This is a genomic window from Bacillus sp. N13C7 (assembly GCF_026790065.1).
Taxonomy (GTDB): Bacteria; Bacillota; Bacilli; order Bacillales; family Bacillaceae; genus Bacillus.
Genome location: NZ_JALAMO010000007.1, coordinates 568687 through 585470 on the forward strand (window position 1 = coordinate 568687; position 16784 = coordinate 585470).

Sequence of the window (16784 nt, forward strand, 5' to 3'; positions counted from 1 at the left end):
GATGGCTAAAAAAATGCCTGATATTGGTGAATACAAGTATGGTTTTCACGACAAGGACGTTTCCATTTTCCGTTCAGAGCGCGGATTGACAAAAGAAATCGTAGAAGAAATTTCTCGCATGAAAGAAGAGCCTCAATGGATGCTTGACTTCCGCTTGAAATCACTTGAGCATTTCTACAATATGCCGATGCCTCAATGGGGCGGAGATTTAAACTCACTGAACTTTGACGAAATTACGTACTACGTAAAACCGTCTGAGCGTTCAGAGCGTTCTTGGGATGAAGTTCCTGAAGAAATTAAGCAAACATTCGACAAGCTCGGTATTCCTGAAGCTGAACAAAAATACCTTGCGGGTGTTTCTGCTCAGTACGAATCTGAGGTTGTTTACCACAACATGAAAGAAGATCTTGAAGCGCAAGGCATCGTCTTTAAAGACACTGACAGCGCGCTGAAAGAGAATGAAGATATTTTCCGTGAGCACTGGGCAAAAGTGATCCCGCCGACTGATAACAAGTTCGCGGCGCTTAACTCAGCTGTTTGGTCCGGCGGATCTTTCATCTACGTTCCTAAAGGCGTGAAGGTGGAAACACCGCTTCAAGCTTACTTCCGCATCAACTCTGAAAACATGGGTCAGTTCGAACGTACGCTGATCATCGTTGACGAAGAAGCAAGCGTTCATTATGTTGAAGGCTGTACTGCCCCTGTTTACACAACAAACTCACTTCACAGTGCCGTTGTTGAGATCATCGTGAAAAAAGGCGGCTACTGCCGTTATACAACGATCCAAAACTGGGCGAACAACGTTTACAACCTTGTAACAAAGCGTACAGTCTGTGAAGAAAACGCAACAATGGAATGGATCGACGGCAACATCGGTTCTAAGCTGACAATGAAATATCCGGCTTGTATCCTAAAAGGCGAAGGCGCGCGCGGTATGACGCTTTCTATCGCTCTTGCAGGTAAAGGCCAGCATCAGGATGCAGGTGCGAAAATGATTCACCTTGCACCAAACACATCATCTACAATCGTATCAAAATCGATTTCAAAACAGGGCGGAAAAGTAACGTACCGCGGAATCGTCCACTTCGGACGCAAAGCGGAAGGCGCTCGCTCTAACATCGAGTGCGATACGCTCATTATGGATAACAAATCAACTTCAGACACAATTCCTTACAATGAAATCTTAAATGATAACATTTCATTGGAGCACGAAGCGAAAGTGTCTAAAGTATCTGAAGAGCAGCTTTTCTACTTGATGAGCCGCGGCATTTCCGAAGAAGAAGCAACTGAAATGATCGTAATGGGCTTCATCGAGCCATTCACAAAAGAGCTTCCAATGGAATACGCAGTTGAAATGAACCGTTTGATTAAGTTCGAAATGGAAGGCTCTATCGGTTAATGATGAAAACTCCTTTGTTTATCAAGGGTTTTAGAGATAGTTATCAATTTTAAAATGGCCAGCGTGCCGAATTTGATGTAGAAGACGAACTTTTGAAGTTCGTCTTCTTTTATTTTTCAGATACATATCCACTGTTATTTTGATGGTTTTAATACCTTATCGATTAGAATATTTCAGACCTGCGCCGGATAGATTCATTCCTATATCACGCAACCATACAGTTGCTTATGCTTGACATGCAACTAATGAGTTGCTTATACTCAATATATGAATTGGAACAAAGACGCTATATTCAAAGCACTCGGCGATTCGACTCGGCGGCTTATATTAGACGAATTATCTGAACGCAACGAGCTGACGTTGTATGAACTTGCGATACGTCTCATTACGAAGCATAACCTTTCTATTACGCGACAGGCGATAGCTAAACACCTTTCTGTACTGGAGGATGCAGGACTCGTAACATCAAAACGAAAGGGAAAATATCGAGTACTTATATTTAACAACGAACCACTTAAAAATTTGCTGAAAGGATGGATAGAGTAATTTTATAAAACCAGTACTGAGTTTCTGACAAAGGTTGGGTTGTTTTGCTTGAAGCCGGATTGTTTGCATAGTACCATGCAACATAAATATCAAAGGAGGCAACAACAATATGAAAATCATTGTGACCAGTATATTCGTGCAAGATCAAGACAAGGCACTGAAGTTTTATACAGAAAAACTGGGGTTTGTAAAAAAGGAGGATGTTCCCATGGGGAAATTCAGGTGGATAACGCTTGTTTCTCCTGATGATCAAGACGGAACCGAGCTTTTACTTGAACCGAATGAACATCCTGCCGCCAAGGAGTATCAAAAGAAGATATTCTCCGAAGGCTTCCCGGCCACAATGTTTGGCGTTGCAGATATTCAAAAAGAGTACAACCGATTAAAGGAAAAAGGCGTGACGTTTACGATGGAACCGACAAAAATGGGCGAAGTCACAATAGCTGTCTTCGACGATACATGCGGTAACCTTATTCAAATTGTACAGAAGTAACCGATTCAGTCGCGTCCTTTTTGTATGCAGAAGAAAAACCGCTGGCCGAGGGGCCGCGGTTTTTTACTCTTCTTCTATCTCCTGATTGTTGATTTGCTTTACAGATGTTTTGCTGTTATCCCTGTTCATCTCTTGTAATTGTGTATAGGCTGTGTCGAATTCTTCCTTTGTCATCTGCTTTGCGGCTAATGCAGAGCATAATATAGCAAAGGCGATCGGCATTGTATCAATGTGAATGTCGATATAGACCTTTGAGTTCCCGCTGTTTTCAATCATGGATCCATTGTGAGGCATCTCTTGGGTATGTCTGTTGATAGGAATAATATTTTCGTTCATTACTCTTCTCCGTCTTGTGACTGCGCCTGTGCCTGATCCTGATCTGTATTCACGTTGACCACGACTTTTGCATTACCGCTGTTTTGGACTTTTGCGACTGCCGGATTGCGGTCTGTGTTTTCTTCATTTTCATGACGATTTTCGCTCATGGTATCATCCTTTCTCTATTGATAGTGACAGGATATTCGATAGGAGAGTAAAGAGATTGGACGGACTTCGCGGTTTTTCCACATTAGGGCAAAAGGTCGAAGGAAAGCATTCTATTTGGTAAAATGAATAGACATTATAGTAGAAAAGGTGTTTGCATATGAAATCATACATCATCGTTGGCGCAGGGATTCTCGGCGCGTCGACGGCTTATCATCTCGCCAAATCAGGCGCTCGAGTTACCGTCATTGATCGGAAAGAGCCGGGACAAGCGACTGATGCGGCGGCGGGGATCGTCTGTCCTTGGCTCTCGCAGCGCCGTAATCAGGATTGGTATCAGCTTGCTAAGGGAGGGGCACGGTACTATACGGATTTAATCCATCAATTGGAAGATGACGGAGAAACGGATACAGGATATAAACGTGTCGGGGCAATCAGTATTCATACTGATGCGTCAAAGCTTGATAAGATGGAAGAACGGGCGTATAAGAGACGGGAGGATGCGCCGGAGATCGGCGACATTACCCGCTTGTCTGCAAGTGAAACGAAAAAGCTGTTTCCGATTTTAGCTGATGGCTATGAATCGGTTCATATCAGCGGTGCCGCCCGCGTGAACGGAAGAGCGCTGTGCCGGTCGCTTTTAAGCGCTGCAGAGAAACGCGGCGCAAAGATCATCAAAGGAAATGCGTCCCTTCTTTTTGAAAATGGAACGGTCACCGGCGTACAAACAGACACACAGCAGTTTACGGCTGACGCGGTAATTGTGACAGCGGGGGCTTGGGCTAATGAGGTTATGAAGCCCCTTGGGATTCATTTTCAAGTGTCCTTTCAGAAAGCGCAGATCATGCATTTTGAAATGACAGACACGGATACAGGATCATGGCCGGTTGTCATGCCGCCAAACGATCAGTACATTCTTTCTTTTGATAACGGCAGAATCGTAGCCGGCGCCACACACGAAAATGATGCTGACCTCAATGATCTGCGTGTGACAGCAGGAGGCCAGCTCGAAGTATTGAGCAAAGCATTAGCTGTTGCGCCGGGTCTAGCTGATGGCGCTGCCATTGAAACAAGAGTGGGCTTTAGGCCGTTTACACCGGGATTCCTGCCTGTTGTCGGCGCCGTGCCGAATATCCAAGGGCTTTATGCCGCAAACGGTTTAGGCGCCTCGGGATTAACGATGGGGCCATTCCTAGGTTCAGAGCTCGCAAAGCTCGTTCTCGGAAAGCAGACGGAAATCGACCTTGGCCCGTATGATCCAGCCGGAGCGCTTGCATAATAAATAAAGGCTTAACAAACAAATATATAAAGCGATAGTGGCTTTTCTCTTCTGTCTGTGTTAGCATTTATCTTTAATGAAAAAGAGGACGTGAACTGATTTTGATAAAAATTGATATACCCGCACCGAATGTCACCATCACCGAACGACAGCAGTCAGCTGCGCATAACGAGCCGAAAATAAAGCCGATTCACGGATTTATTGACTTTCATCAGATACCACGGGATAAAGGCGGCATCTTCATGTTTTACAACATTCATGACGAGCTGCTGTTTGTCGGTAAAGCCAGAAAGCTAAGACAGAGAATTAAGAAGCATTTTGAAGACACTGTTTCACCGATCAAACATCACAGAGACGAAGTATATAAAATTGAAGTGTGTGTAGTCGATGACCCAATGGAAAGAGATATTTACGAGACATATATCATCAACACACAGCACTCGAAATACAATATAGACAAGGCATTTTTTAAATAAGACGTCAGTCAGCGGACTGAACAGCCGGGCCAGAGCTTATGTTAAGCTCTGGCTTTTGATTTGGGCATTTTTCCGCATTAAGCCCGTTGTCTATCTTCCAAATAAATTATTGAGAAATTTCAGAAAATAATATTGACAATCCCGGCTGTGGACTTTAATATAACAATATATAACGTTATATAACGTTATATAATAAAAATGAGGAGTGAAGGATTTGAGTCAAGCCACAGCAAAAGTTAATCGTGAGGTTCAAGCTTTCTTGCAGGATTTGAAAGGGAAAACCATTGACCATGTATTCTTTGTCGCATGCGGAGGGTCTTCGGCCATTATGTATCCGAGTAAGTATGTGTTTGACAGGGAGTCAAAATCAATGAACTCTGACCTTTACAGCTCTAATGAGTTTATTCAGCGGAACCCTGTTCAGCTTGGTGAAAAGTCTCTCGTTATTTTGTGCTCGCATTCGGGTAATACCCCGGAGACAGTCAAAGCTGCTGCGTTTGCGAGGGGCAAAGGCGCACTTACAATTGCGATGACGTATAAACCGGAGTCTCCTTTAGCGCAGGAAGCGCAATATGTTGCCCAGTACGATTGGGGTGATGAGGCGCTTGCGATCAATACGAACTATGGCGTTCTGTATCAAATCGTTTTCGGAACCCTGCAAGTTTTAGAAAACAACACAAAATTCCAACAGGCAATTGAAGGCTTAGACCAATTACAGGCTGTGTATGAAGAAGCCCTTAAGCAGGAAGCTGACAACGCACAGCTATTCGCAAAAGCTCATGAAAAAGAAAGCATAATTTATACAATGGCAAGCGGTGCAAACTACGGTGTCGCTTACTCCTACAGCATCTGCATTCTCATGGAAATGCAATGGATTCATTCCCACGCCATTCATGCCGGAGAATATTTTCACGGACCGTTTGAAATTATTGATGAATCCGTGCCGTTTATCATCCTGCTCGGTTTAGATGAAACAAGACCTCTTGAAGAGCGGGCGCTTACCTTCTCGAAAAAGTATGGCAAAAAGCTCACAGTGCTTGATGCCGCAACTTATGACTTCACTGCAATTGACGATTCAGTTAAAGGCTACCTTGCTCCGCTTGTTCTCAACCGTGTGCTGAGAAGCTATGCGGACGCGCTGGCAGAGGCGAGAAATCATCCTTTATCTCATAGAAGATACATGTGGAAAGTTGAGTATTGATCTAAAAATGAGGAACCATTATGCATTAGACTATAATGTTATATAACATTATAGTCTAATGTCCAGAGGAGGCCAACCCTTTGAAGAAAATGTTGTTGTTTTTGATCATTGCAGCTGTCAGTATGCTCACCATTGCGGGCTGTTCGAGCCAAAGCAGTTCGGCGGACGGAAAGGTGACATTGAAATTTTTCCACAGATGGCCGAAGGAGCCAGAAAAAAGTTATTTTGAAGAGGTTGTTAAGGAATTTGAAAAAGAACACCCGGATATCGACATTCAAATTGAAGCCGTTTTAAATGACTCCTATAAAGATAAAATTAAGGTCATGCTGGGAACCACCAGCCCTCCTGACATTTACTTCTCTTGGAGCGACGAGTTTGCGTTTAAATTTATCAGAGGCAATAAAGCCCTTGATCTCTCGTCCTACTACAAAAATGATTCAGATTGGTCATCACAGCTCGTTCAATCGCAAATTACACCATTCACTTATGAAAACAAGCAATATGGCGTGCCGTGGCAAATGGATGCTAAATCATTTTTCTATAATAAAGACATTTTTCAAAAGCTGAACCTTGATCCCCCGAAGACATGGGATGAATTAATTGAAGTGTCAAAGAAGCTGAAAGAAAACGGCTATACACCGATCAGCTTCGGAACAAAGGCGACTTGGACAATCTCGCACTATATCGGCACGCTCAATCAGCGGATGGTCAATGAAAAAACGCGAGACAAGGACTATAACGCCAAAACGGGTGAATTTACTGATGAAGGCTATGTAAAAGCCCTTGAAAAGCTTCAGGAGCTGATGCCTTATTTTAATAAACATGTAAACTCCGTCGACCACGAATATGTGAGACAGCAATTTAAGAGTGGAAAGTCGGCGATGATATATGCGGAAACAGCGGAAATCAAGCTGGTTGAACCAGTAAATTTGGGGATGTTCCCATTCCCTGAAATCAGCGGGCAAAAAGGATCTTCAGACGCGTTAACGGGCGCGCCGGAAGGGTTCATGATTTCCTCAAGAACAAAACATCCGAAGGAAGCGATGGAATTTTTGCAGTTTCTGACGTCGAAAAAAATGGGTGAAAAGCTCGTGAAAGAGGTCGGGAAATATAGTGCCGTACAAGGAACGGCTACTGAAGAAAATTCTACAGCCATTCAGCGTGAAGCAGTTCAGCAAATTGTTGATGCCGAATCAATGGTTCCGTGGTTTGATATGGATGTCGATGTTGAAATTGCAGATGCGTACTTAACAAGCGTCCAGCAAATGCTTGGCGGCGACATGACACCGGAGCAGGTCATGAAAGCTGTTCAAAAAGCGGCGAAGCAAGTGAGGGCGCAAGCTGAATAAATCAAAGAAAAGGTGAACCTCGCACCTTTTCTTTTTATAAAGGAGATGAGATATCCTTGGTCAACCAGAATAAGATAATCCCCTATTTGTTTTTGGTGCCCGCTCTCGTTTTTTTACTTTTCGTTTATATCCCGATTTTTGAGAATGTCTTCCTCAGCCTGTTTCAGTGGAGCTCTTTTTCTCCGGAAAAAACGTTTATTGGCTTAAATAACTATGTTGAATTATTTCATGATCCTGTCTTCTACCAGGCACTTACCAATAATGTGCTTTATGCAGTGATCTCAATTGTATGCCAGGTATTTGGCGGTTTGATTTTGGCGGCGGTGCTTGAGGATAAGCTGGTCAGAAAATGGTCGCCGTTTTTTCGCACCGTTTTCTTTTTGCCGGTTGTCATCTCAATGACGGTGATCGCGCTTTTGTTTGATTTTATTTACAACCCGGAGACAGGGCTTTTGAATCAGCTGCTTCAGGCTATTGGCCTTGATCAGCTGACAAGGGCTTGGCTCGGGGATGACAGCACGGCTATGCTTTCTGTCATTTTTGTGTCTCAATGGCAGTCTGTCGGTTATATTGCGATGCTGTACATTGTGTCGATTCAAAAAATACCGGATGAACTGTATGAAGCAGCCCGTCTTGACGGTGCGGGGAAAATTCAGCAGTTTTTTCATATTACCGTTCCCCAGACGAAAGAGATGTCTTTTGTTGCAGTAGTGATGACGCTGACCGGCGCCTTTACGGTATTTAATGAACCGTACATATTGACTGGCGGCGGGCCGGGAAATGCTTCAGAAGTCTTAAGCACGTTTTTATATAAAAGCGCCTTTACAAAGGATATGATGGGCTATGCTTCAGCAATTGCCACTGTGGTGTTAATCATTACGCTCGCATTGTCGCTCATTCAAATGAAGTTCTTTAAAACCGGAAAGGAGGAGTAACAGATGCTGCCTCAGAAGAAGACAGATTCGTTCAGATTGGAGCCTGTGCCTGACCGGCACATTGAGGTAAAAAGAAAGCCTAGACGAAAATGGAACATCGGGGAAACGTCTGTGTGGGTTTTTCTGTTTCTATATCTGATTGCGATTGCCTATCCGCTGTTATGGATGGTCATGAGCGCCTTTAAAAGCTCGGACGATATTTTTGAGCACAGCTGGTCGCTGCCGTCTTCGTGGCATCCGGAAAACTTTGTGTCCGCCTGGAATCAAGGAATTTCTTCTTATTTCATGAACAGTGTGATCGTGACGGCGCTGACGTGTGTGATCACTGTCTTTATCAGTGCATGGGCGGCGTATGGCCTTTCCCGGTTTGAGTTTAAAGGAAAAGGATTCTTTTTGGTGCTTTGTCTTGGCGGTTTGATGCTGACGCCGCAGGTCAGTTTAGTGCCGCTTTATTCTATTATTCAGTCGCTGGGCCTTTACAATACGTATTGGGCGTTGATCCTCCCGTATGCGGCTTACCGGATCCCATTCACCATCATTTTGATCCGCTCTTATTTTCTTTCTATTTCCAAAGAATTGGAGGAGGCGGCTTATTTAGATGGGTGTACGAGTTTCGGAGTATTTTTCAGAATTTTCTTACCAATGAGCGTGCCGATTTTGGTGACATCCGGCATTTTGACGGCTTACCATACGTGGAATGAATTTATGTTTGCGATTATTTTCATAGATGATGAGAATTTGCGGACCATTCCAGCTGGGCTGATGCAGTTCAGAGACGCGCTTCAGACAGATTGGGGCGTCCTGCTGGCGGGATTAACGATTTCAGCCGCGCCGATTATTATTCTATTTTTATTGATGCAGAAATATTTTGTCCGCGGAATTGCAAGCGGAAGTGTAAAAGGATAAGGGGGAAGCATAATGAAATTGATTGCGGTTGGAGATAACGTTGTTGATTACTATCAGGATCAAGAAACGTTCTACCCGGGTGGAAATGCCTTAAACGTTGCTGTGCTGGCCAAACGGCTCGGGCATGAGACTTCCTATATTGGAATCGTCGGCAATGACGAAGCAGCGGCACATCTTTTGAACGTACTGAAAATGGAGAAGGTCAATGCTGATTATATCCGTCAGGCGCACGGAGAAAACGGAATGGCGATTGTCACCCTTGATGAACAGGGGGACCGTATTTTTGTCAGATCAAATAAAGGCGGCATTCAGTCTCGGCTTCGCCTCGTGTTTCAGGAGAAAGATCTAGACTTTATCAGCGGCCATGATCTGCTGCATACGAGTGTGTACAGCCGGCTTGAGAATGATCTTCCGCAGCTGTGCGGGCTGCTTCCGGTCTCATTTGATTTTTCAACCAATCGGAAGGATGATTATCTGAGAAGGGTTTGTCCTTATGTGACGTATGCGTTTTTTTCTGGAAGCGATTTGAGTGAGTCGGAATGCGGCGAGCTTGCGAAAACAGCTCATGGGTACGGAGCAAAGTTCGTTTGTCTGACCCGCGGGGGCCAGGGGGCGATCCTGTCTGCGGGAGACCGAATCTATCATCAGCCGATCGTGGAAACTGATATAATAGATACACTTGGAGCGGGAGATTCATTTATAGCGGGTTTTTTGACAGCGTTTTGCGAGAAGCAGGACATGACACATGCTTTGCGCCAAGCGGCGGAAACGGCTGCAAAAACATGCGGTGTGTACGGGGCATTTGGCTATGGCCATCCTTTTCGCTTGGAGGATGGGGGAAGCAGTGAAAAAACGAGAATACTATAAGCAGTGTCTCGTTTTTTATGCCGGTTATGTGTAGGGGCTGTTGATCGTAAAAGTGACACGGTTCGTGTGCATCAGAAACAGTGAGCAGTAGATTGGCTGGTCGTTTGATGTAAAAGCCGTTTTATCGATTTCAAACAGCGCATCCCCGATATCGCAATCCAGGTATTTGCTTTCCTCCTGCTGGGCATACACAACATTTAGTAGCTTTGTATTGTGGGCGGGAACAACTTGGTATTGCTGTTTCAAAATATCATGCATGGATACGCCGTCAGCAATAAAGGCATCAATGCCGGGAAACAAATCCAGCGGATAATGCGTCACTTCAAAGGAGAGCGGCTGATCATCATTATATAAAATCCGTTTTAATTCAACGACAGGGGACTCAGGATCGATTTGAAGCTTCTCGGCAATGGGTTTTGCCGCCGGAATGATCTCATGGGACAGCACTTGATGCTTCGGTTTTTTGCCGGTTGATTCCATAAATTCTGAGTAGCCGTTTACTGCGATCAGCTCTCGTTTTAATTTAGGGCTTTTAACGAACGTTCCTTTTCCCTGCTGCCTGATCAGATAGCCTTCTTCGACTAAATCAAGAATGGCTTTCCTGACGGTAATGCGGCTGACATTATACTTGCTGCAAAGCTCGTTTTCGGTAGGCAGCTTGGCGGTTGGGGAATACACGCCTTTTTTAATGTCATCAGTGATGATTTGTTTTAGCTGAATGTATAAAGGTGTAGAACTTCCGTTGTTTAACAAGGGGTAGCCTCCTTTTAACCTATTATTCATATTATAATGTATTATGACGTTATAATACAAATTTACATTTTTTATTTTAGAAATATAGCAAAAATAGGAATCGATTACTCTAAAAATAACAGAAAGACCAAGTTGTTTCCAGTGGCGAAATAACAGATCAAAAGATAGGGGGACATTTCTGATGGCTTCATTAACATTTGAGCATATCAAAAAATCATATCACTCACAATTAACGGTGAAGGACTTTGATTTAGATGTAAAGGATAAGGAGCTTTTGGTGCTGGTGGGGCCGTCAGGATGCGGAAAATCGACAACACTGCGGATGGTGGCGGGGCTGGAAAGCATCTCTGAAGGAAACCTCCTCATCGATGGAGAACGGGTCAATGATCTTCCGCCGAAAGAACGTGATATTGCGATGGTATTTCAAAACTATGCGCTTTATCCGCATATGACGGTTTTTGATAATATGGCGTTTGGACTAAAGCTCAGAAAGTTGCCGAAACACGAAATTGCCGAGCGGGTTCATGCGGCAGCCAGAATTTTAGAGATTGAGCATTTGCTGAAGAGAAAGCCGAAGGCGCTCTCCGGCGGGCAGCGGCAAAGGGTGGCGCTTGGCAGATCGATTGTGAGGGAACCAAAGGTCTTTTTAATGGACGAGCCGCTTTCCAATCTGGATGCGAAGCTGAGAGTCACAATGCGGACAGAAATCAGCAAGCTGCACCAGCGTTTAGAGGCAACCATTATTTATGTCACGCATGATCAGACCGAAGCGATGACAATGGGCGATCGGATTGTTGTAATGAATGAAGGGGAAATCCAGCAAGTGGCGAAACCTCATGACATTTATCATTACCCTGCGAATCTATTCGTCGCAGGCTTCATCGGTTCCCCGGGAATGAACTTTCTAAAAGGCACCATTGAGGAGCAGCATGGCGAGCTGTTTTTCACAAACCCTTCGATCCGGCTTCATATTCCTGAAGAAAAAGCGAAGCGGCTGAAGGAAAAGGGATATGCCGGAGAGCAGATGATTGCCGGCGTCCGGCCGGAGCATCTGGCACAATTGACGGGCAGTCATCAGCTGTTTGATTCAGTGTTTAATGCGAAGGTGGAAGTGAGTGAAAATCTGGGGTCGGAGCTGATTGTGCATGTCACGGCTGGGGACGAGCGGCTCACAGTCCGCCTTGATGGAAACACGCGAATCGCCGCAGGCGATTCGATCCAGCTGTCAGTGAAAATGGACCACGTTGTCTTTTTCGATGCGGAGACGGAAGAGGCTGTGTATTAGAAAAGGTGCTCCTTAAGAGGAGCACCTTTTTCTTACGGCCAAATCTCATCTGCCCATTCAGGGTGGTCGATAAATGGATTGCGGTTGTGCTGATATTTCTCATAAATGATTTCATTTCTTTTTCGCTCGCGGTCATCGACCGGGTCCTGCCTGTTCCATTCGAGCAGGGCAGATTGTTTTCCGTGAAATGGGGCTGAGCCGTTGCCAGTTTTATCATTAAGTTCAAGATCAGGGTAGCCGTCATCACCCTCGTAACGGACAGCCATGTAAAACAACATGCGGGCGACATCACCCTTCACATCATCACGGGGCTCCCATGAATCACCGTCATAATAATTTCCGGGTGCCTTCGCATATTCAGTGCCGCCATTGTCAAAATCCATATTTCCTCTGGCGCTGTTCACTTGAACATCAGCCGGACGCAAATGGTGAATGTCTGTGCCAGGCCCCTTGCTCGTACCAAAATCGCCATGGGATTTCGCCCAGACGTGCTCGCGGTTCCAATCGCCGACATTTCCGCCGTTCAGATTTTTTGACCGCGATTCGTTCGTATAGAGCAGGATGACATGATTCGGATTTGCCGGATCTTCATCGGTTTCCTTCAGCGCGTTCCATACTTCACTGTAGGACAGCATTGTATGTCCGCTGATGATGCGGTGCAGGGCACTTTTTAGCGATTCTCCTGTTTTGTTTTCAGCATCTTCATAATAGGTATCTGTGTCAGCGTAGGGTGCAGCGGGAGCGGCTAATGAGAAAAGGCCCCCTGTTCCTGAAGGGGAAGACGCCAATCGGCCGTTCAGGTTCAATGCGGTTTGCGCGCTTGCTGAAGCGGCAGGCGCAAACAATCCGGAAATCAGTAACACACAGACGAGCGGCAGAAACCTTGCTTTTTTTGTCATCACTTGCCCTCCTTTTATCAGATCATGTCTATTATCTAAAATTGAAATAAAGGATAGAAGTGTCATTTTGTATATTTTTCATTAAAATTGTAAATTAGTTCCTTTGGGGGAGGAAGATATCCACTGTTCCAATATCTTTAGGCCCCTTTTTGCTCCAGCTGAGATTTGGCAAGGTCTGCTCCTTCTTCAATTGATGTGGTATGTCCGAATAAATAGTAACGCAGTCCCGCATTCATGATGACTTGTTTTCTCTCATAGTCCAATCCGGATTCCTCGCTGCCGCCGAGGATCGCCGTGATTTTTTCTGCCTGTCCGGCCGGACTCATTGTTTGATCCCATGCTGCTTCGTCCGCTTTCAATCCATAGTCCTCCGGTTTTAAGATGAATGCTTCCATTTCGCTCTCATTGATCGTAAACACGAAGCTGTTGCGGTGGACAGGGACATCCTCAGAGCCTTCTGCTCCTTGAACGATAAACGCCTGCTGTTAGCCCAGTCTTTGAAACACGGGAAAGATATGCTGGATGGCTGTCCGGTGAAAGGCGCCCATCATGATTCGAGAGGCTCCGGCATAATTCAGGAGCTTCTCTGCGGTGTTCAAAACGGTTCGCACGCCCATTTCCTCACGAATGGTTTTCAGCCGTTGAAATGGACGGCATCATAACTCGGCTGATGCAAATCCGATGTGTAATTCGGAGAGGAATTCTTCAATATGTTCCTGTGTGCCTTCTGTCTCAATGCCGAGCTCCCGCAAAACGGCTTTTATGTTGTTTGTGTATTTCGGCGGAAGTGCCTCGCTGCTGTGAAGAAATGCCGGTATGCCGCTTTCTGCGAGTAAAAGAGACACTGGAATGGTGGCGAGAAAAGAGTATAAGGTCCGGCAAAATCGACGGCATGCCCGCTGATGTGCGGCGGCAATTGAAGCACCGAAGAATGTGCCCGCATCGCTTCTGTGATGCCAAGCAATTCGTCTGACGTTTCTGTTTTGATCCGTTCCGCGATCAGAAACGCCGCGATCTGCACATCGCTTGCCTCGCCGGAGAACATCGCCTCTCCTGCAAGTTTAGCCTGTTCATATGAAAGGTGTTTTGATCCCCTTTTTCCTCTAGCTGCTTCTTTAATCCATTGCTGCATATTGGCGCTGCATATTGGCTCTCTCCCTTGCTGTGTTTTCTTTTGACTTTACATGAAAAAGGGGACTGAGAGGTAGGAGGTTTTGTGGCCGCTTTGCTGACAGGATAGATACTGTGACTAAAAAATAAACGTTTTTTTGGTTAATCTGCCAATGAACTATCGAGTTCCTCCTTCTATAATGAAGTCACCATAACGGCCAGAGGGGGGAGTACATGGAAAAGCAGAAGCTTTCAGTAAAAAGCGGCATCGCAGATTATATCGAATGGCTCGCCCAATACGGCGCATCCGCTGACGGCGGCGTGACGAGACTTTTGTATACAAAAGAATGGATGGACGCGCAGCTCGCCGTGAAGACGGAAATGTCGGCATTCGGACTTGATACAAGATTCGACGATGTCGGCAATGTGTTTGGAAGGCTTTCGGGCACTCAGTCCCCGGGTGAAGTGATTGTAACCGGTTCACATATTGATACTGTTATCAATGGGGGGAAGTATGACGGCGCCTATGGCGTTCTTGCGGCAATGCTCTCGATAAAGCAGCTTAAAGAAACATACGGAGCGCCGAAAAAAACACTCGAAGCAGTCTCCTTATGTGAGGAGGAGGGCAGCCGTTTTCCAATGACCTATTGGGGATCAGGAAATATGACGGGTGTTTTTTCAGTACAGGATGCAGTCGAACCGAGAGATGAAACAGGCGTCTCTCTGCAAGCTGCGATGTATGAGTGCGGTTTTGGCAAAGGTATGTTTCAGGCGGCGAATAGGACAGATATCAGCGCTTTTGTCGAGCTTCATATAGAACAGGGACAGACATTGGAGATGTCAGGACGGGATCTTGGCATTGTGACTAGCATTGCGGGGCAAAGGCGATATCTCGTCACACTGGAGGGGGAATGCAACCATGCGGGAACCACCTCTATGAAATGGCGCAAGGACCCGCTTGCAGCAAGCAGCCGTATTATTCACGAGCTGCTCCTGCGTTCGGAAGAGCAGCCGGATGAGCTCCGTCTGACATGCGGAAAAATAACGGCAGAGCCTAACGTGGCCAATGTCATACCGGGACGCGTACAGTTTTCAATCGATATTCGCCATCAGCATCAGCACGTGCTGGAGCAATTTCATGAAGACATGGCTGCTCTGATTAACAGCATTTGCCATCAAAAAGGGATTCGCGCATCAATTGATGAATATATGCGGATAGAGCCTGTGCCGATGGACGAAAGGCTGAAGGCTGCGGCTCTTGAAACAGCGGCAGAAAACGGCATCAGCTGTGAAGAAATGGTGAGCGGAGCAGGACATGACGCGCAAATGATCGGAAGGCGCCATCCGGCTTGTATGCTGTTCGTGCCAAGCCGCGGCGGCATCAGCCACTCACCGAAGGAATATACCAGAGCCAGACAGCTTGAGATCGGCGTCCGCGCATTGACTGATTTATTATACAAACTGGCTTACTGATAAAGGAGGAATGGCTGTGTCAGGCAGAAAAGAATTATGTACCCCGTTAAGAACGATTATGACGCCGGGGCCTGTTGAGGTTGATCCGCGTGTATTAAGAGTGATGAGCACCCCGATTCTCGGCCAATTTGATCCGGCGTTTACAGATATCATGAATGAAACGATGGACATGCTTCGGGAGGTATTTCAAACGAAAAATCGCTGGGCATATCCGATTGACGGCACTTCTCGGGCGGGAATCGAAGCGGTGCTGGCGAGTGTGATTGCGCCGGGAGATGATGTGCTTATTCCGATTTACGGCCGCTTCGGTTATTTGCTGACTGAAATCGCTGAGCGGTATGGGGCGAATGTTCATATACTTGAGTGTGAGTGGGGAACGGTCTTTGATCCGGAGGACATTATTCAGGAAATAAAAAAAGTGAAGCCAAAAATCGTGGCGATGGTGCACGGAGAAACATCGACAGGGCGGATTCACCCGCTGACATCCATCGGTGAAGCCTGCCGCGCCGAGGATGCATTGTTTATCGTCGATGCAGTTGCAACGATCGGGGGCTGCGAAGTCAAAGTCGATGAATGGAAAATTGACGCGGCCATCGGCGGCACGCAGAAATGCTTGTCTGTGCCATCAGGAATGGCGCCGATTACATATAATGAGCGGGTGGCGGATGTGATTGCGTCCCGAAAAAAAGTGGAGCGCGGGATTGCAACACAAGCTGACAGGTCAACACTTTCAGGAAACCTGCCGATCACAAGCAATTATTTTGATTTGAGCCAGCTTGAGGATTATTGGAGCGAAAGACGGCTCAATCATCATACAGAAGCGACGACGATGCTGTACGCCTTGCGTGAGGGCGTCAGGCTGGTGCTTGAAGAAGGTCTTGAAGCCCGATTTGAACGGCATCGCCACCATGAGAACGCACTAGCAGCTGGGATTAAGGCGATGGGGCTGGAGCTGTTTGGAGATGCAAGCTGCAAAATGCCTGTCGTCACCTGTGTAGAAATCCCCGATGGTATTGACGGCGAGTCTGTCCGCCGCATGCTGCTGGCCCAATTCGGCATCGAAATCGCCAGCTCATTCGGGCCTCTGGCGGGGAAGATCTGGAGAATCGGTACGATGGGTTACAGCTGCAGAAAAGAAAACGTATTGTTCGTGCTTGCCGGTTTAGAGGCTGTGCTGCTGAGACATGGCGCAGGAATTGAGGTGGGGAAAGCGCTTCAGGCGGCGCTTGATGTGTATGAAACCGCTGGCCGCCAGGCAGCGGTGTAAAGAAAAGCTTGCGGACCTCCGCAAGCTTTTTAAGTTATAATTTCTTGTTTTCTCCAATTTGAT

General features: G+C 46.1%; 20 protein-coding genes. 14 read left to right on the forward strand and 6 right to left on the reverse strand.

Annotated elements, in window-relative coordinates; all coding sequences use genetic code 11:
- Position 1 precedes the first annotated feature (1 nt).
- From sufB to glxB, 3 genes are all read left to right on the forward strand, one after another.
- On the forward strand, positions 2-1399 hold the full coding sequence (sufB, locus tag MOB98_RS11000) for a Fe-S cluster assembly protein SufB (RefSeq protein ID WP_003228608.1): 1398 nt from the start codon (positions 2-4) through the stop codon (positions 1397-1399).
- Between the two features lie 267 nt (positions 1400-1666).
- The gene (locus MOB98_RS11005) at positions 1667-1945 is read left to right on the forward strand and encodes an ArsR/SmtB family transcription factor (protein ID WP_268367172.1); all 279 of its coding nucleotides are present in this window, start codon (positions 1667-1669) and stop codon (positions 1943-1945) included.
- Positions 1946-2054: 109 nt separating this feature from the next.
- Complete coding sequence (gene glxB / locus MOB98_RS11010) at positions 2055-2438, forward strand: methylglyoxalase (protein ID WP_003240869.1); 384 nt, start codon at positions 2055-2057, stop codon at positions 2436-2438.
- Positions 2439-2501: 63 nt separating this feature from the next.
- Here the strand turns inward: glxB and MOB98_RS11015 are convergent, their stop codons facing one another.
- The gene (locus MOB98_RS11015) at positions 2502-2774 is read right to left on the reverse strand and encodes a hypothetical protein (protein WP_268360966.1); all 273 of its coding nucleotides are present in this window, start codon (positions 2772-2774) and stop codon (positions 2502-2504) included.
- Positions 2774-2923: a spore protein gene (locus MOB98_RS11020; RefSeq protein ID WP_268360968.1), complete on the reverse strand. Its 150-nt coding sequence runs from the start codon at positions 2921-2923 to the stop codon at positions 2774-2776. The genes MOB98_RS11015 and MOB98_RS11020 overlap by 1 nt, the downstream gene beginning before the upstream one ends.
- A gap of 158 nt (positions 2924-3081) precedes the next feature.
- Between MOB98_RS11020 and MOB98_RS11025 the strand changes: the two genes are divergently transcribed.
- From MOB98_RS11025 to frlD, 7 genes are all read left to right on the forward strand, one after another.
- Positions 3082-4200 (forward strand): NAD(P)/FAD-dependent oxidoreductase, encoded by a 1119-nt coding sequence (locus MOB98_RS11025; protein WP_268360970.1) that lies wholly within the window; start codon positions 3082-3084, stop codon positions 4198-4200.
- Between the two features lie 101 nt (positions 4201-4301).
- Entirely contained in the window at positions 4302-4676 is a 375-nt protein-coding gene (locus MOB98_RS11030) for a nucleotide excision repair endonuclease (RefSeq protein ID WP_268360971.1), read from the forward strand.
- Positions 4677-4890: 214 nt separating this feature from the next.
- On the forward strand, positions 4891-5877 hold the full coding sequence (frlB, locus tag MOB98_RS11035; protein WP_268360973.1) for a fructosamine deglycase FrlB: 987 nt from the start codon (positions 4891-4893) through the stop codon (positions 5875-5877).
- A gap of 80 nt (positions 5878-5957) precedes the next feature.
- Complete coding sequence (locus MOB98_RS11040; RefSeq protein ID WP_268360974.1) at positions 5958-7226, forward strand: ABC transporter substrate-binding protein; 1269 nt, start codon at positions 5958-5960, stop codon at positions 7224-7226.
- A gap of 56 nt (positions 7227-7282) precedes the next feature.
- Positions 7283-8161, forward strand: a complete 879-nt coding sequence (locus MOB98_RS11045; RefSeq protein WP_268360976.1) for a carbohydrate ABC transporter permease — start codon at positions 7283-7285, stop codon at positions 8159-8161.
- Between the two features lie 3 nt (positions 8162-8164).
- On the forward strand, positions 8165-9067 hold the full coding sequence (locus MOB98_RS11050) for a carbohydrate ABC transporter permease (protein WP_268360978.1): 903 nt from the start codon (positions 8165-8167) through the stop codon (positions 9065-9067).
- A 12-nt stretch (positions 9068-9079) separates the two neighbouring features.
- On the forward strand, positions 9080-9934 hold the full coding sequence (frlD, locus tag MOB98_RS11055; RefSeq protein WP_268360980.1) for a fructosamine kinase FrlD: 855 nt from the start codon (positions 9080-9082) through the stop codon (positions 9932-9934).
- A gap of 24 nt (positions 9935-9958) precedes the next feature.
- Here frlD and frlR read toward each other — a convergent pair whose 3' ends face one another.
- A complete protein-coding gene (gene frlR / locus MOB98_RS11060) occupies positions 9959-10687 on the reverse strand; it encodes a transcriptional regulator FrlR (protein ID WP_268360982.1) in 729 nt (242 codons plus the stop codon).
- Between the two features lie 181 nt (positions 10688-10868).
- Between frlR and MOB98_RS11065 the strand changes: the two genes are divergently transcribed.
- On the forward strand, positions 10869-11972 hold the full coding sequence (locus MOB98_RS11065; RefSeq protein WP_268360983.1) for a sn-glycerol-3-phosphate ABC transporter ATP-binding protein UgpC: 1104 nt from the start codon (positions 10869-10871) through the stop codon (positions 11970-11972).
- Between the two features lie 32 nt (positions 11973-12004).
- Here the strand turns inward: MOB98_RS11065 and MOB98_RS11070 are convergent, their stop codons facing one another.
- Together MOB98_RS11070 and MOB98_RS11075 are read right to left on the reverse strand one after the other, a co-directional pair.
- Entirely contained in the window at positions 12005-12871 is an 867-nt protein-coding gene (locus tag MOB98_RS11070) for an endonuclease I family protein (RefSeq protein WP_268360984.1), read from the reverse strand.
- Positions 12872-13008: 137 nt separating this feature from the next.
- Complete coding sequence (locus MOB98_RS11075) at positions 13009-13344, reverse strand: transferase (protein WP_311766003.1); 336 nt, start codon at positions 13342-13344, stop codon at positions 13009-13011.
- On the opposite strand from MOB98_RS11075, the gene MOB98_RS11080 reads away from it, so the two are divergent.
- Entirely contained in the window at positions 13336-13533 is a 198-nt protein-coding gene (locus MOB98_RS11080; RefSeq protein ID WP_268360986.1) for a hypothetical protein, read from the forward strand. The two genes, MOB98_RS11075 and MOB98_RS11080, sit on opposite strands and share 9 nt — an antisense overlap.
- A 98-nt stretch (positions 13534-13631) precedes the next feature.
- Here the strand turns inward: MOB98_RS11080 and MOB98_RS11085 are convergent, their stop codons facing one another.
- Entirely contained in the window at positions 13632-14003 is a 372-nt protein-coding gene (locus MOB98_RS11085; protein ID WP_268360988.1) for a hypothetical protein, read from the reverse strand.
- Positions 14004-14215: 212 nt separating this feature from the next.
- Between MOB98_RS11085 and allC the strand changes: the two genes are divergently transcribed.
- Both allC and MOB98_RS11095 read left to right on the forward strand, forming a co-directional pair.
- Positions 14216-15454: an allantoate deiminase gene (allC, locus tag MOB98_RS11090; protein ID WP_268360990.1), complete on the forward strand. Its 1239-nt coding sequence runs from the start codon at positions 14216-14218 to the stop codon at positions 15452-15454.
- Positions 15455-15470: 16 nt separating this feature from the next.
- Complete coding sequence (locus tag MOB98_RS11095) at positions 15471-16721, forward strand: pyridoxal-phosphate-dependent aminotransferase family protein (protein ID WP_268360992.1); 1251 nt, start codon at positions 15471-15473, stop codon at positions 16719-16721.
- The last annotated feature ends 63 nt before the right edge of the window (positions 16722-16784 follow it).